Here is a 14,183-nt window from a genome sequence, read left to right as displayed (position 1 = left end):
TAAAATCCGTTCTCAAGTCAAACCGCTAGGGACTGCGAATGACCAAGGTCACGACCGTTACCATTGACGACCAGCTGGACCATTTCATCGACGAGCAGGTAACGCATGGCCACTACGCTTCCCCGAGCGAAGTGGTGGACGCCGGCCTCAGGCTATTGCGCCATCAGGCCGAGCTCGAAGCGATCCGCGCCGCGATCGTCGAGGGCGAAGAGTCCGGCGAACCGCAGCCGTTTGATTTCGATGCTTTTATCGAGATGAAGCGGGCCTTGCGCGATCAACAATGAAGACACTGATTTTTTCGCCGAGGGCGGCGGATGATATCGATCGGATTTTCGACTACACCGCGGAGAAATGGGGTTCCCAGCAGGCCGAAGACTATACGCTCGGCATCCGCGATATCTGCCGCACTCTGTTGGATGGGGAACGACGCGGTAGAAAGATCGCTGGCTTGGGGTCCGCCTACCTCGCGCTTTCGTTCCAGTCGCATTTCATCATCTACAAAGCGACCGAGCGTAACCTCACGATCGTCCGCATCTTGCATCGGCAGATGAATATAGCCACCCATCTCTGAAGACCGCGCGCCCGCACTTTTCCTTGCGCCTAGCGATAATCTCGCTAAAAGTTCCGCGACCCGGCTCCGCGCCATCTCCCGCACGCATTCAAACGGACCCAATCATCATGGTATCGCAACCGCAAGTGAAGAAAGTCGTCCTCGCCTATTCCGGCGGCCTCGACACATCGATCATCCTGAAATGGCTGCAGACGGAACTCGGCGCCGAAGTCGTGACCTTCACCGCCGATCTCGGCCAGGGCGAGGAGCTTGAGCCGGCGCGCAAGAAGGCCGAGATGCTCGGCATCAAGGAAATCTACATCGAGGATGTGCGCGAGGAGTTCGTCCGCGACTTCGTGTTTCCGATGTTCCGCGCCAACGCGGTTTATGAGGGCGTCTACCTGCTCGGCACGTCGATCGCCCGCCCGCTGATCTCCAAGCACCTGATCGATATCGCCAGGAAGACCGGCGCCGACGCGATCGCCCACGGCGCGACAGGCAAGGGCAACGACCAGGTCCGCTTCGAGCTTTCCGCCTATGCGCTGAACCCCGATATCAAGATCATTGCCCCCTGGCGCGACTGGTCGTTCAAGAGCCGCACCGACCTTTTGGCCTTCGCCGAAGCGCACCAGATCCCGGTTGCCAAGGACAAGAAGGGCGAGGCGCCGTTCTCCGTCGACGCAAACCTCCTCCACTCGTCCTCCGAGGGCAAGGTTCTGGAAGATCCGTCGCAGGAGGCGCCAGAATACGTGCACATGCGCACCATTTCGCCGGAGGCCGCGCCCGACAAGGCGACGGTTATCAAGGTCGGTTTCGAGCGTGGTGACGCGGTTTCGATCAATGGCGAGCGCTTGAGCCCGGCGATGCTGCTTGCCAAGCTCAACGAATACGGCCGCGACAACGGCATCGGCCGCCTCGATCTTGTCGAAAACCGCTTCGTCGGCATGAAGTCGCGCGGCGTCTATGAGACGCCCGGCGGTACGATCCTGCTTACCGCGCACCGCGCCATGGAATCGATCACGCTCGACCGGGGTGCCGCGCACCTCAAGGATGAGCTGATGCCGCGCTATGCCGAGCTTATCTATTTCGGTTTCTGGTTCTCGCCGGAGCGCGAGATGCTGCAGGCGCTGATCGACAAGAGCCAGGAGCATGTCGAAGGCGAGGTGACGCTGAAGCTCTACAAGGGCAACGTCATGGTGACCGGCCGAGAGTCGCCGAAGTCGCTTTACTCCGACAAGCTAGTTACCTTCGAAGACGACCAGGGCGCCTACGACCAGAAGGACGCGGCGGGCTTCATCAAGCTCAACGCCCTGCGCCTGCGCACGCTCGCCAAGCGCAATCTCGGCGGCTGAGCCTTTGATGGAGAGTAACTCCGGCCCGGTGTTGCTCAACTACCCAATCCAAACCCGCCGTCGGTTTAGCCACCAGCGGCGGGTTTCGCTATTCCATACGCGCGGCAAGATGTCTCGCATGGTTGAAGCAGACGCCGCTCATGGCGGCGAGCATCGCAAAGCGCATGCTCGTGCGCCCTCAATCCTCTGCGGTTTTCAGCGCGGGATCGTCGACGGGATCACATTTTTGAAGGTTCTGACGGAAGCTCTTCAGCGCCCGCCGGACCTGTTCCTGTGCATCGCGGTCGAGCCCCTGCGTCGCTTCGCGCTGGACCGCGCCGATCTCGTGGCTGATGGCGGCGATCATTTCGTCGGCAGCGGGGGAAAGGTGGATACGCTTGGCGCGGCGGTCATTGGAATCAGCGTGACGCTCGATCAGGCCGCGGGCTTGCAGCTTGTCGAGGAAGGCGCTGACCGTCATCGGTTCGAGGCCCATGCGGCCGGCGATATCGAGCTGGCGGCTGCCGTTGACGGCCGCCACCTGGATCAGCGTGCGCGCCTCGCCGGCGGTAAGCCCGAGGCCCGCGGCCATGATGCGGCGCTCAAAGGCGGCGCGCATCAGCCGTGCGCAATCGGCAACCAGAAAGGCGAGGGAATCGGTGTCTAGTTTGGCAGTCATGGCTCTCCACCGTCCGTGCTGTCAGATCGACTTATGTCTACTTATTAAGTTCGTCTTACAATGACAATGAAATCTTCGCCAGCCGGAGCCGGCGGTCTTGACCGAGAAACCTGGGCGAATAGTCTGGCGCCAACATCCGTGGGACAAACATCATGACCCAGTCGCTCGCTATCGGCGCCTTCTTGGCCGCACTTTTCTACGTCCTCATCCCAGGTCCGGCGTTTCTGGCGTTGCTCGGCATCGGCGCAGGGCAGGGGCGCCGGGCAGGCGCGCTCTTCATGTGCGGCCATCTCGTCGGCGATCTCCTCTGGTCGACGCTGGCGTTGGTCGCGATCGTCGGCGCGCGCACCATCGGTACATTCGTTTTCGATGTGCTCGGTCTGGTCTGCGGGCTCTATCTGGCCTGGATCGGCTGGAACGCATTCAACGCGAAGCCGAGAAAGGGCGAGCAGCGGCTCGTCGTGGTGGAGCGCCCGTTCCGACGCGGGCTTGCATTCGGCGTGACCAATCCGAAGGGCTACCCCGTGGCGTTGGCGACCTTTACGGCGCTGGTTGCGGGCTCTGCCGGAGCGCTGAACGCCAGTGCGCTGCCGATGCTGCTGCTGATCGCGTTCATCGGCTTTCTCGTCGCCTACCTTATTCTCATCGCCTTTATCGGCGCGGGCTTCGTGCGTCGCGTCTACAGGGCGCATGAGCGGACGATCGTTCGCTGCTCGGGCATCCTGTTCATGGGATTTGCCGCGCAGGCGCTGTTGCATGCGACGCCGGGGCTGCTCGGCTGGCGAAGAGCCTGAGGGGCGTTAAGCCTCTAGGCAACCTCGCAGCCAAACATGTGGCTGTCGGGTGAGGTGTATTTTAGGGTGGCCCTGGCCTGCGACGCTGTCGCGGTATCATTCGTCCAGCCAAGGCCTTATATCGGTTTTAGTCTATTGCCGTCGAAAGGATTTTTTGCATGTCGTTGGGTTCCCAAGTCAATCCCGCCCTTGTCGAATGGACCGGCCATCAAGGATTGCCGCGCTTCGATGCGGTAGCCGATACCGATTTCGCACCGGCCTTCGAAGTGACCCTTGCTTCCCATGAGGCCGAAATCGACGCGATCGCCAACAATCCCGACGCGGCGACCTTCGAGAATACCATCGTCACGCTCGAACTGGCGGGCGAAGAGCTTTCGCGCGTGTCGTCGCTGTTCTGGAACCGGGCGGGGGCGCATACGAACGATACCATCCAGGCGCTGGAGCGCGAGATCGCGCCGAAAATGTCGCGGCATTATTCGAAGATCGGTATGAATGCGGCCCTCTTCGCCCGCATCGACGGTCTATGGCAGAACCGAGAAAGCCTCGGTCTTACGGGCGAGCAGCTGCGGGTGCTCGAGCGTCACTGGAAAGGTTTTGTGAAATCCGGCGCGAAGCTGGCCAAACCCGAGCAGGAACGGCTGGCGGCTATCAACGAGACGCTTGCCGGCCTCGGCGCCCGCTTCGGGCAGAATGTCCTTGCCGACGAAAAGAGCTGGGCGATGATCCTCGGAGGAGAAGAGGATCTCGCCGGCATCCCCGATTTTCTGCGCGATAGCATGGCGGCGGCCGCGCGCGAGCGCGGTGACGACGGAAAATATGCCGTCACCCTATCGCGCTCGATCATCGAGCCGTTCCTGACGTTCTCCGAGCGTCGCGATCTCCGCGAACAGGCTTTCCAGGCCTGGGTGGCGAGGGGACGAAACGGCGGCGAAACCGACAATCGCACCGTCGTTGCCGAAACGCTCAAGCTGCGTGCCGAAAAAGCAAAGCTTCTCGGCTACGCCAATTTCGCCGAGCTGAAGCTCGACAACACCATGGCGAAGACGCCGGAAGCCGTGAACGATCTGCTGCGCGCCGTCTGGGCGAAGGCGGTGGCGCGGACGCGACAAGAGGAGGCCGATATTTCCGCCCTCGTTGCCGAGGAAGGCCGCAACCACGATGTCATGCCATGGGATTGGCGCCATTACGCCGAAAAGATCCGCACCCGGAAATTCGACTTCTCCGAAACCGAATTGAAGCCCTATCTGCAGCTGGAAAACATTCTGGCCGCCTGCTTCGATGTCGCCGACCGCCTGTTCGGCCTGCGTGCCGTCGAAAAGAAGGGTGTGCCGGGCTTTCATCCCGATGCCCGCGTTTTCGAGATCCGCGATCGGTCGGACAAGCTCGTCGCCCTTTTCCTCGGCGACTACTTCGCACGATCGTCCAAACGCTCCGGCGCCTGGATGAGCTCGTTCCAAACGCAGCACCGGCTGAAGCTCAAGAACGGATCCGTCGGCGAATTGCCGATCATCTACAACGTCTGCAACTTCGCAAAGCCCGCCGACGGCAAGCCGGCCCTGCTCTCGCTCGATGATGCCCGCACCCTGTTCCACGAGTTCGGCCATGGCCTGCACGGCATGCTGTCGAACGTCACCTACCCATCCGTATCCGGTACCGGCGTGTCTCGCGACTTCGTCGAATTGCCGTCGCAGCTATACGAGCACTGGCTGACGGTGCCCGAAATCCTGAGGAAATACGCGGTCCATCACGAGACGGGCGCAGCGATGCCGCAGACCCTGCTCGACAAGGTGCTGGCGGCGCGGACCTTCAACGCCGGTTTCAATACGGTCGAATTCACGTCCTCGGCGCTCGTCGACATGGCTTTCCACACAAGAGATGCCGTAGAGGACCCGATGACGGTTCAGGCCGACGTGCTTGCCGAACTCGGCATGCCGCAATCGATCGTCATGCGCCACGCCACACCGCACTTCCAGCACGTCTTTGCCGGCGACGGCTACTCGGCGGGCTATTATTCCTACATGTGGTCGGAGGTGCTCGACGCCGACGCCTTCGCCGCCTTCGAGGAAACCGGCGACGCCTTCGATCGGCAAATGGCGGAAAAGCTGAAAGCCAACATCTATTCCGTCGGTGGTTCTGTTGATCCCGAGGATGCCTACAAGGCCTTCCGAGGAAAGCTCCCAAGCCCGGATGCGATGTTGCGCAAAAAGGGGCTCTCGACTTTCGAGGAGCTTTCCGGCGCCGACGCCTGAACGGCTTGAAGAAAACAATCGTTCAACGTTTCCGTCGCAATCGAGGCTGATTGCGGCGGCATTTGCTCGCCCCCCTTTCGCGAATGCAAAAAAAAGAGTAAGAGCGCGCCAAATGTAATTGGCGCACCTCCCGTTTCCAGCGCCCCAGCCTCAGAGATAAACAATATGTCACTTCGCAACATCGCGATCATCGCGCACGTTGACCATGGGAAAACGACCCTCGTCGACGAACTCCTGAAACAGTCCGGCTCCTTCCGCGAGAACCAGCGCGTTGCCGAACGCGTCATGGATTCCACCGACTTGGAAAAAGAGCGCGGCATCACGATTCTTGCCAAGGCCACCTCGGTCGAATGGAAGGGCGTGCGGATCAACATCGTCGACACCCCCGGCCACGCCGACTTCGGCGGTGAAGTCGAGCGTATTCTGTCGATGGTGGACGGCGCGATCGTTCTCGTCGATGCTTCGGAAGGCCCGATGCCGCAGACGAAGTTCGTCGTCGGCAAGGCATTGAAGGTTGGTCTGAAGCCGATCGTCGCGATCAACAAGATCGACCGTCCGGACGGCCGCCACGAGGAAGTCATCAACGAAGTCTTCGACCTCTTTGCGAACCTCGACGCGACCGACGAACAGCTCGATTTCCCGATCCTCTACGGTTCCGGCCGTGATGGCTGGATGAACGTCAACCCGGAAGGTCCGAAGGATCAGGGCCTGGCGCCGCTTCTCGATCTCGTGCTCCAGCATGTACCGGAGCCGACCGTCCACGAGGGCCCGTTCACGATGATCGGCACGATCCTCGAAGCCAACCCCTTCCTCGGCCGTATCATCACCGGCCGCATCAACTCCGGCTCGATCAAGCCGAACCAGGCCGTCAAGGTTCTGCACGCCGACGGCAAGACCATCGAAACCGGCCGCATCTCCAAGATCCTTGCGTTCCGTGGCATCGAGCGTCAGCCGATCGAGGAAGCGCATCAGGGCGACATCGTCGCGATCGCCGGCCTGTCCAAGGGAACGGTTGCAGACACCTTCTGCGATCCCTCGATCACCGAAGCTCTGCAGGCGCAGCCGATCGATCCGCCGACCGTCACCATGTCCTTCATCGTCAACGACAGCCCCTATGCAGGCACCGAAGGCGACAAGGTGACCTCGCGCGTCATCCGCGACCGCCTGCTCAAGGAAGCCGAAGGCAACGTCGCGCTGAAGATCGAGGAATCCTCCGAGAAGGACTCGTTCTTCGTCTCGGGCCGTGGCGAACTGCAGCTTGCCGTTCTCATCGAAACCATGCGCCGTGAAGGCTTCGAGCTTGCCGTTTCGCGTCCGCGCGTCGTCATGCATAAGGACGAGGCGACGGGCGAAATGCTCGAGCCGATCGAAGAAGTCGTCATCGACGTCGATGAAGAGCATTCGGGCATCGTCGTCCAGAAGATGTCGGAGCGGAAGGCCGAAATGGCGGAGCTGCGTCCGTCCGGCGGCAATCGCATTCGTCTGAAGTTCTTCGCGCCGACGCGCGGCCTGATCGGCTACCAGTCGGAACTCCTGACGGACACGCGCGGCACGGCCGTGATGAACCGTCTGTTCCATGACTACCAGCCGTACAAGGGCGAAATCGGCGGCCGCGTAAACGGCGTGCTGCTTTCGAACGACAACGGCGAAGCCGTCGCCTACGCCCTGTTCAACCTGGAAGACCGCGGTCCGATGATCATCGAGGCCGGCGAGAAGGTCTATGCCGGTATGATCATCGGCATCCATACCCGCGACAACGACCTCGAAGTCAACGTGCTGAAGGGCAAGAAGCTCACCAACATCCGCGCCGCCGGCAAGGACGAAGCCGTCAAGCTGACGCCGCCGATCCGCATGACGCTCGATCGCGCGCTGTCCTGGATCCAGGAAGACGAACTCGTCGAGGTGACGCCGAAGTCCATCCGCCTGCGCAAGATGTATCTCGATCCGAACGAGCGCAAGCGTTTCGAAAAGGCTAAATACGCCTGATCCCGGAAGCATTTTTCAAGCATCCAACCCCGGCCATTGTGCCGGGGTTTTTATTTGTGCGTTCGGTTTTGGGCCCCTTGTGACGATCCTTAAAAAAGCGTTAACTTTGGCGTGTCGTCCACATGTAAGGTCTGTGGGCAATGACCGTCCCGTAAGATTTACGGATGGTTAATTTGCTCCGGCGGGACCAGAGTAACCGCTATGAAAACACTGTCGATCGATGTCCGGCGTGCCGAGCCGCATGACGCCCCCGCCATCTCGGAGGTGCATCGTCTGGCGTGGCAGCAGGCCTACACAGGCATCATTCCCCATCGCGCGTTGAGGCAGATGATCGAACGGCGCAACGAGATCTGGTGGCGCAAGGCGACCAAGGGCCCTGCGACGCTTCTCGTCCTCGATGTCGCTGGAACGGTAGCCGGCTATGCAACGCTCGGCCTCAACCGGGCGCGGGCGCTGCCGCAGGAAGGCGAGATCTACGAACTCTACCTTCGGCCGGAATACCAGGGCATCGGGCTTGGCCGCCTTCTTTTCGGCGAAGCACGGCGGCTTTTGAAGTCGCTCGGCTGCAAGGGGATGGTCGTCTGGTGCCTCGAGGAAAACGAGAATGCCGATCGCTTCTATCGCGAGCACGGTGGCGTCGATTTCTGCGAGGGCGTCGAGGTGTTCGACAAGAAACAGCTGAAAAAAATCGGCTTCGTCTGGAACTGATCTTCCACGGATCTCAGGGGATCATGGCCGCCTGGCCGTGGCAGATACCCTCGGCGTCGATCAGCTGCCAGACCGTGACGCACTCGATCCAGAACCGCTTTCCCGATTTCGTGACGCGCACGCCGCGGTAGTCGTCGACAAACCCGTCCTCGGACACGCGTCGGAGGAATTCTTCCCGCTCCGTTCGCTCCGGGGCCTCGGCGGACAGGCGCGAGGGCAGCCCCGTCAATTCATCCCAGCTATAGTCGAAGCGCTGCTGAGCGGACTTGTTGCCGTAGATGAAGACCGGATCGCTTGCCGTGTCGTGCGCGAGAATCCCGAAAGGCGCCTCTTCATAGAGCCAGTTTGCTACGCAGCCGCGATCCATGCCGACGGGAGTGAGGGGCCGGTGACGAAGCCTCGAATAGCTCTCGGCCAGGAGCGTGGCGAAGTCGATGCTTTCATAGAGAGGTGCTGTCATGCCGCCCTGTCCCTGCCTTTTCCCTATCCGGCGAGGAAACCCAATTTCGCCCAGAATATATATTTAGTTTGCTACCGCATGCGCAGTCTTCATCGCAATCCTGCCGCAAGTCGCCAAAGCTTTGTTGCGTTGCGGCAGGATTGCGATTATCTGGCTGCCAGCAATCATCCTTTTTGGGGGTCCCACATGCGCATCGACGCGATTTCCATTGGCAACAACCCGCCGGAAGACGTCAACGTCATCGTTGAAGTTCCGGTCGGCGGTCATCCGATCAAGTATGAAATGGACAAGGAAGCCGGCACGCTGGTCGTCGACCGCTTCCTCTACACGCCGATGACCTATCCGGGCAACTACGGCTTCGTGCCGCATACGCTGTCCGAGGATGGCGATCCGATCGACGTGCTGATTGCCAGCACGCGGCCTCTGGTGCCGGGTTGCGTCATCAACGTCCGTCCGATCGGCGTTCTGATGATGGAAGACAATTCCGGCAAGGACGAGAAGATCATCGCGGTTCCTTCGCCGAAGCTGACGCTGCGCTACGAGAAGGTGAAGGAATATACCGATCTGCCGGAAATCACCGTGAAGCAGATCGAGCATTTCTTCGAACACTACAAGGACCTGGAGCCCGGCAAGTGGGTGAAGATCTACGGCTGGAAGGGCTCCAAGGAGGCCGGCGAGCTGATCCTCGAGGCGGTCGAGCGCGCCAAGGCGGAAAAGAAGGCCTGATCAGGCCTCCCGAAGCTTCTCTTCAAGTTTGATGAATACAGCCTCCGGATCGCCGTTGATCCGGAGGATTTTTTTTAAGCATCGTTGCCAGGCGGCGGTCACGCGACCAGCGGATAGACCGTGTTCCACATCAGCGAGCGCACGAAGAAAATGATCAGCAGAAGAATGATCGGCGAGATGTCGATACCGCCGAGATCGGGCAGAACGCGGCGGATCGGCCGCAGGAGCGGTTCCGTGACGTTGTATAAAAATCGGCCGACGGAATTGACGAACTGATTGTGGGAATTGATCACGTTGAAGGCATAAAGCCAGGAGAATATGGCGCTGCCGATCAGCACCCAGGTATAAAGATTCAAAGCCAGATCAATGGTTTGAAATAAGGCAAGCATGTCCGTCTCCAATTCGTGATTGACAGACATGTAGACATTGGCGAACTACCCGGCAAGTACTGTGTCCCAACGTCGACGGAATCATGTTTAACGGGCGTTTCGAGGCCCGCAAAACTCTAGTTTTCATCAGAAAGTTCCTCATGTCCTTTCAAGCCACCGGAGATCGTTTCGCCGCGTTCCGGCACGTCTCCTACCTTCGTTTCTTTTTTGCGCGGTTTCTCGTTTCCTTCGCGACCCAGATTATCAGCGTCTCCGTCGGCTGGCAGATGTACGACGCGACGCGAAACGCGGTCTATCTCGGCCTGATCGGCCTGGTGCAGTTCCTGCCGTCGCTGGTGCTGGTGCTGGTGACCGGGGCTGTGGCTGACCGCTATAACCGCCGCGCCATTGCAGCCATCTGCATCGTGCTGGCGACCGCATGCTCGGCGGCGCTGCTGTTCCTGACGGTGAGCGGCGCATTTTCGCCGCTGCCGGTGTTTTTGATTCTCGTCGTCTTCGGCATCGAGCGAGCCTTCATGGCGCCGGCCGTTGCATCGCTGGCTCCCAATCTCGTGCCGCCTGAGGATCTGCCGAACGCGGTGGCGTGGAATTCGTCCTCGTGGCAGACGGCGGCGATCCTCGGTCCGGTCGCGGGTGGCCTGCTCTATGGCGTCGGGCCGAGCGTCGCCTATTCGGTGGCGGTTGCCTTTTCCGCCGTCAGCGCCGTTCTCACCTTCATGATCGCAAAGCCGGCGCAGCGCACCTCGCATGCGGCAACCACATGGCACTCGATTCTCGCCGGCTATCGCTTTATCTGGTCGGAAAAGGTCGTCCTCGGCGCCATTTCGCTCGATCTTTTCGCGGTGCTCCTCGGCGGAGCCGTGGCGCTGATGCCGATCTATGCACGTGACATCCTGACGCTCGGCCCCTGGGGCCTAGGTCTTCTGCGCGGCGCGCCCGGGCTTGGCGCGATCGCCATGGCGGTATTCCTAGCCACCTATCCGCTCCGCCACCGCGCCGGCGTCTACATGTTCATCGGCGTTGCCCTCTTCGGGGTCGGCACCCTGATCTTCGGCATCTCGCATACGCCCTGGCTGTCGATGGCGGCGCTCGTCCTGATGGGCGCCTCGGACATGATCTCGGTCTATGTCCGCGAAACGCTGATTGCGCTCTGGACGCCGGATCATGTCCGCGGCCGCGTCAATGCGGTCAACATGGTCTTCGTCGGTGCGTCGAACGAGCTGGGCGAATTCCGTGCGGGCCTGATGGCGTGGGGCTTCGGCGCCGTGCCGGCGGTCGTCATCGGCGGCATCGGCACGCTTGTCGTGGCGCTCGTCTGGTCGCTCGGCTTCCCGCAACTGCGCAAGATCGACACCCTCGACGCGCCCGAGCGCGAAGGCGAGCCGCAACCGGCATAGATGATGGTGGATTAGAGAGCAATTCCAGGAAAAGTGTCACGCGGTTTTCCGTGCGGAATTGCGTGAAACAAACAGATAGAACGTTTACGCATTTCGAAGAAAGTCGGAAACGGTCTAGGCTGCCGCTGCCTGCTTTCCTTCGAAGACGATATCGAGGAAATCGGAGAGCCAGGCCTTGAGGGGCGCATCGAACAGCATGCGGCCTTCGAGATGCTCGCGCCCCTGCTGGGCGTTGGGCATGACGAAGCGGTGCGCTCCGTGGACCACCCAGCGCTGCATCATGGCTCGCGTCAGTTCCGCGTGAAACTGCAGCCCCCAGGCGTTGCGGCCGTAGCGGAAGGCCTGATTGGGGTAGGTGTCGCCCTTCGCCAGCAGTTCGGCGCCGCGTGGCAGGTCGAAACCCTCGCGATGGAAGTGATAGACCATGCGCGGCCAATGCATCAGCAATCGGCCGCGTTCGGTCGGATTTATCGGATACCAGCCGATTTCCGTTTTTCCGTCCTCGCGCGCCTGCACCTTGCCGCCGAGATGACGAACGAGCATCTGCGCGCCGAGGCAGATGCCGAGGAACGGCCGGTCTTCCTTGAGCGGTATGCGCAGCCAATCGACCTCCGCCTTCACATAGTCGAGCGGATCGTTCGCGCTCATCGGCCCGCCGAAAACGACGGCGCCGGCGTGGTCGGCAAGGGTCGAGGGCAGCGCTTCGCCGAGGACCGGACGACGCACGTCGAGCGAAAAGCCTTTCTCCAGCAGCATCTTGCCGACGCGGCCGTAGCTCGACCGTTCCTGGTGCAGCACGATGAGGATGGGGCCGCGTCCGGAAAGGCTCCGGCCCTCAATCGGCATCGCCGCTCTCCACCGTGGGCGATGGCGCGCGGGCAGCGGCCTCCTGGCGCTTCATGATCCGCTCGCGGCCGGAAACGCCGAGAAGGTCGGCGATGCGCCAGATCACGTGATCCTCCATCTCGCTACGCTCACCGTCGGCATAGACGATGTCCCAGAGGACGCCGACAAGCTCCAGCCGCTGCTGATTGTCGAGATGGCGCTTGAGATCCGAGGTGAAGCGAAAATAATCCACCGCTTCGCTCTCGGCTTCCTGGCCGGCGGCAATCAACTCGTCGAGCTGGCGGTCGTCGAGCCTGTACTGGTCCTTCAGCAGTTTGCGGACCTTTTTCTTTTCGCTTGCCTCCACCTTTCCGTCCGCTTCCATCACCTGGATGCAGAGCGCCGCGACCGCAATCCGCGGATCGTCGGGTGCGAAGCCAGACTTCGGACGGTCGGCGGTCAGCGTCTGGATGAATTGCTGAAAGCGTTCAAACATTAGGTTTCGATCTCAAAATAGGCGGAGCCGGTTCTTGGGTTCTGGCGGCGTATCGGCCTGGCGAACGCCGGGGTCATCAGGCAGGCCCCCGAAAAACGGCTTCGGGTCCTTTTTCGGGGCGTCTGCTGGTTTCGCCGCCGTCTCGACGCCGTTCTGCTCGCCGGTCTGCCGGGGCTTGGCCGGGCTCGGCTCGATGCTGATCAGCGCGTTCGGTGTCGCTTCGGCGTGAACCGGAGGCAGGGTCCGAAGGGCGGCGTCGACCGAAACGACCGTTCCGTCTTCCACCGGCCCTTCGATCTGCCCGAACGGAGCCTTCCATTCGAAGGCATCGAGCTTGCCGGTCACCGGCGAAATCGGCAGCCATTTGTCGGAAATCATGCCGTCCGCCATCCATGCGGGATCGCGCGGAGCCTTCAGCGCCTGTGCCATCCAGTGGCGGATGCGGCCCTGATCTCCCGTGTCGGCATCCTCGATGTCGGCAAGAAGCAGGAAAGCGCTTTCGCGCGGTTCGATACGGGCGGCGGCCTCCGCCTTGTCGCGCGCCTTGCTGTAGTCGCCGGCATCGAGGGCGGCGCGCGCGGCGACCTGCAGCGATTCGACATTGTTCGGCCGCAGCGTCTCCAGCCGCTCGGCGCGCTTCAGGCGATCGATCACCGAATCACCGCTGCGGGCGCGGACATAGGCACGACCGACTTCGGGATGCGGGTTTGTCTTCCAGGCCTCCTCCAGAATTCCGGAGGCCTTGCGGACCTTGTCTTCGCGAAACAGCGCCTTGGCGGCGGTCAGCACGGCGGGGATGAAATCAGCCTCAAGCCGTAGGGCATGCAGCGCATCGTCACGTGCGCCGGCCGGATCGGCTTCGAGCCTGTCGTTTGCGCGCGCCGTCAAAAGCACCGCGCGCAGCCGGTCGGCCTCGTCCTTGTCGATGACACGCGCGGCGCGCTGCTGATCGAGAAGCCGGATCGCATCGTCCCAGCGGCCGGCCTGGCTGCGATGCTCCAGCGTTGCCTCGGCCGCCCAGCGCAGATAGGGCGCCTTGTCCGCTGCCTTTTCCGCATATTGCTGCGCCGCTTCGGTTGCGCCGAGGCGCTTGGCTTCGAGATAGAGCCCGCGCAAGCCGAGTTCACGGGTCTCGGGATCGTTGGCCATCAGTTCGAATTTTTCACGCGCTTCGTCGTGCTTGCCCTCGATCAGGGCCGCCTGCGCTTCCAGAAGGTGGATCAGCGGTTCCTGGTCGACGCGGATCAGGCCACGGCTGCGCGCGGCCATCTTGCGGGCGAAGAGGGCGTTGCCGGCGCCGGCGGCGATCAGCCCGGTCGACAGCGCCTGGTATCCGCGATCGCGCTTGCGGGCGCGGAAATAGCGGGTGACGGATTGCGGCGAGGTCCAGATCGTGCGGAGCAGCCACCAGCCCACCATCACGGCCGCGACGATAGCGATCAACAGGCTCGCGGCAACGATCAGCTTGGTCTCATAGAGCTCGCCGCCCCAGACGAGCGACAGCTCGCCGGGCCTGTCCGCAAGCCAGGAGAAACCGTAGCCGAGCGCCAGAACAATTACGGCAAAAACGAGCAGTCTGATCATCATGCCTCC

15 protein-coding genes are annotated in these 14,183 nt (G+C 61.6%); 9 read left to right on the top strand and 6 right to left on the bottom strand.

The genetic code is table 11. From position 1 onward, the window contains the following. The first annotated feature begins 38 nt into the window (after positions 1–38). The 3 genes from AB4048_RS09905 (at position 39) to AB4048_RS09895 (ending at position 1,902) form a co-directional block, all read left to right on the top strand. Positions 39–284 (top strand): type II toxin-antitoxin system ParD family antitoxin, encoded by a 246-nt coding sequence (locus AB4048_RS09905; protein WP_442201778.1) that lies wholly within the window; start codon positions 39–41, stop codon positions 282–284. Further along, positions 281–571 carry a type II toxin-antitoxin system RelE/ParE family toxin gene (locus AB4048_RS09900; protein WP_442201777.1) on the top strand — a complete coding sequence of 97 codons (291 nt, stop codon included), beginning with the start codon at positions 281–283 and terminating at the stop codon, positions 569–571. The genes AB4048_RS09905 and AB4048_RS09900 overlap by 4 nt, the downstream gene beginning before the upstream one ends. Positions 572–678: 107 nt before the next feature. Beyond that, the gene (locus tag AB4048_RS09895; protein WP_442201776.1) at positions 679–1,902 is read left to right on the top strand and encodes an argininosuccinate synthase; all 1,224 of its coding nucleotides are present in this window, start codon (positions 679–681) and stop codon (positions 1,900–1,902) included. Positions 1,903–2,080: 178 nt separating this feature from the next. On the opposite strand, the gene AB4048_RS09890 is transcribed toward AB4048_RS09895, so the two are convergent. Further along, positions 2,081–2,560, bottom strand: a complete 480-nt coding sequence (locus tag AB4048_RS09890) for a MarR family winged helix-turn-helix transcriptional regulator (RefSeq protein ID WP_442201775.1) — start codon at positions 2,558–2,560, stop codon at positions 2,081–2,083. Positions 2,561–2,712: 152 nt separating this feature from the next. Here AB4048_RS09890 and AB4048_RS09885 point away from each other — a divergent pair, with 152 nt between their 5' ends. The 4 genes from AB4048_RS09885 (at position 2,713) to AB4048_RS09870 (ending at position 8,297) form a co-directional block, all read left to right on the top strand. Further along, positions 2,713–3,354, top strand: a complete 642-nt coding sequence (locus tag AB4048_RS09885) for a LysE family translocator (RefSeq protein ID WP_442201774.1) — start codon at positions 2,713–2,715, stop codon at positions 3,352–3,354. Positions 3,355–3,512: 158 nt separating this feature from the next. Then, positions 3,513–5,603: a M3 family metallopeptidase gene (locus AB4048_RS09880; protein ID WP_442201773.1), complete on the top strand. Its 2,091-nt coding sequence runs from the start codon at positions 3,513–3,515 to the stop codon at positions 5,601–5,603. A gap of 165 nt (positions 5,604–5,768) precedes the next feature. Beyond that, positions 5,769–7,589: a translational GTPase TypA gene (gene typA, locus AB4048_RS09875; RefSeq protein ID WP_442201772.1), complete on the top strand. Its 1,821-nt coding sequence runs from the start codon at positions 5,769–5,771 to the stop codon at positions 7,587–7,589. A gap of 201 nt (positions 7,590–7,790) precedes the next feature. Beyond that, on the top strand, positions 7,791–8,297 hold the full coding sequence (locus AB4048_RS09870) for a GNAT family N-acetyltransferase (RefSeq protein ID WP_442201771.1): 507 nt from the start codon (positions 7,791–7,793) through the stop codon (positions 8,295–8,297). Between the two features lie 13 nt (positions 8,298–8,310). On the opposite strand, the gene AB4048_RS09865 is transcribed toward AB4048_RS09870, so the two are convergent. Further along, a complete protein-coding gene (locus tag AB4048_RS09865; protein ID WP_442201770.1) occupies positions 8,311–8,757 on the bottom strand; it encodes an MEKHLA domain-containing protein in 447 nt (148 codons plus the stop codon). 186 nt (positions 8,758–8,943) lie between these two features. Between AB4048_RS09865 and ppa the strand changes: the two genes are divergently transcribed. Next, entirely contained in the window at positions 8,944–9,483 is a 540-nt protein-coding gene (gene ppa / locus AB4048_RS09860) for an inorganic diphosphatase (protein WP_442201769.1), read from the top strand. Between the two features lie 98 nt (positions 9,484–9,581). Here the strand turns inward: ppa and AB4048_RS09855 are convergent, their stop codons facing one another. After that, positions 9,582–9,902, bottom strand: a complete 321-nt coding sequence (locus AB4048_RS09855) for a YggT family protein (protein WP_442201768.1) — start codon at positions 9,900–9,902, stop codon at positions 9,582–9,584. A 110-nt stretch (positions 9,903–10,012) separates the two neighbouring features. Here AB4048_RS09855 and AB4048_RS09850 point away from each other — a divergent pair, with 110 nt between their 5' ends. Then, a complete protein-coding gene (locus AB4048_RS09850; RefSeq protein WP_442201767.1) occupies positions 10,013–11,269 on the top strand; it encodes an MFS transporter in 1,257 nt (418 codons plus the stop codon). A gap of 114 nt (positions 11,270–11,383) precedes the next feature. Here AB4048_RS09850 and AB4048_RS09845 read toward each other — a convergent pair whose 3' ends face one another. Genes AB4048_RS09845 through AB4048_RS09835 form a run of 3 tightly spaced genes read right to left on the bottom strand, consistent with a single transcriptional unit; the run spans position 11,384 to position 14,177 of the window. Continuing rightward, the gene (locus AB4048_RS09845) at positions 11,384–12,115 is read right to left on the bottom strand and encodes a glutamine amidotransferase (RefSeq protein WP_442201766.1); all 732 of its coding nucleotides are present in this window, start codon (positions 12,113–12,115) and stop codon (positions 11,384–11,386) included. Then, entirely contained in the window at positions 12,105–12,590 is a 486-nt protein-coding gene (locus AB4048_RS09840) for a TerB family tellurite resistance protein (protein ID WP_442201765.1), read from the bottom strand. Before AB4048_RS09840 ends, AB4048_RS09845 begins: the two co-directional genes overlap by 11 nt. Before the next feature lie 12 nt (positions 12,591–12,602). After that, the gene (locus AB4048_RS09835; RefSeq protein ID WP_442201764.1) at positions 12,603–14,177 is read right to left on the bottom strand and encodes a heme biosynthesis protein HemY; all 1,575 of its coding nucleotides are present in this window, start codon (positions 14,175–14,177) and stop codon (positions 12,603–12,605) included. Between the last annotated feature and the right edge of the window lie 6 nt (positions 14,178–14,183).

It is taken from the genome of Rhizobium sp. RAF56, from assembly GCF_052113965.1.
Lineage (GTDB): Bacteria > Pseudomonadota > Alphaproteobacteria > Rhizobiales > Rhizobiaceae > Rhizobium.
Note: the sequence above shows the minus strand (reverse complement) of the source record. Positions and strands in the feature narration are given on the sequence as shown.

Excerpts from the sequence above, each read along its gene's own strand:
- AB4048_RS09905 (WP_442201778.1), top strand. The coding sequence starts at position 39 with ATGACCAAGGTCACGACCGTTACCATTGACGACCAGCTGGACCATTTC.
- AB4048_RS09900 (WP_442201777.1), top strand. The coding sequence starts at position 281 with ATGAAGACACTGATTTTTTCGCCGAGGGCGGCGGATGATATCGATCGG.
- AB4048_RS09895 (WP_442201776.1), top strand. The coding sequence starts at position 679 with ATGGTATCGCAACCGCAAGTGAAGAAAGTCGTCCTCGCCTATTCCGGC.
- AB4048_RS09890 (WP_442201775.1), bottom strand. The coding sequence starts at position 2,560 with ATGACTGCCAAACTAGACACCGATTCCCTCGCCTTTCTGGTTGCCGAT.
- AB4048_RS09885 (WP_442201774.1), top strand. The coding sequence starts at position 2,713 with ATGACCCAGTCGCTCGCTATCGGCGCCTTCTTGGCCGCACTTTTCTAC.
- AB4048_RS09880 (WP_442201773.1), top strand. The coding sequence starts at position 3,513 with ATGTCGTTGGGTTCCCAAGTCAATCCCGCCCTTGTCGAATGGACCGGC.
- typA (WP_442201772.1), top strand. The coding sequence starts at position 5,769 with ATGTCACTTCGCAACATCGCGATCATCGCGCACGTTGACCATGGGAAA.
- AB4048_RS09870 (WP_442201771.1), top strand. The coding sequence starts at position 7,791 with ATGAAAACACTGTCGATCGATGTCCGGCGTGCCGAGCCGCATGACGCC.
- AB4048_RS09865 (WP_442201770.1), bottom strand. The coding sequence starts at position 8,757 with ATGACAGCACCTCTCTATGAAAGCATCGACTTCGCCACGCTCCTGGCC.
- ppa (WP_442201769.1), top strand. The coding sequence starts at position 8,944 with ATGCGCATCGACGCGATTTCCATTGGCAACAACCCGCCGGAAGACGTC.
- AB4048_RS09855 (WP_442201768.1), bottom strand. The coding sequence starts at position 9,902 with ATGTCTGTCAATCACGAATTGGAGACGGACATGCTTGCCTTATTTCAA.
- AB4048_RS09850 (WP_442201767.1), top strand. The coding sequence starts at position 10,013 with ATGTCCTTTCAAGCCACCGGAGATCGTTTCGCCGCGTTCCGGCACGTC.
- AB4048_RS09845 (WP_442201766.1), bottom strand. The coding sequence starts at position 12,115 with ATGCCGATTGAGGGCCGGAGCCTTTCCGGACGCGGCCCCATCCTCATC.
- AB4048_RS09840 (WP_442201765.1), bottom strand. The coding sequence starts at position 12,590 with ATGTTTGAACGCTTTCAGCAATTCATCCAGACGCTGACCGCCGACCGT.
- AB4048_RS09835 (WP_442201764.1), bottom strand. The coding sequence starts at position 14,177 with ATGATGATCAGACTGCTCGTTTTTGCCGTAATTGTTCTGGCGCTCGGC.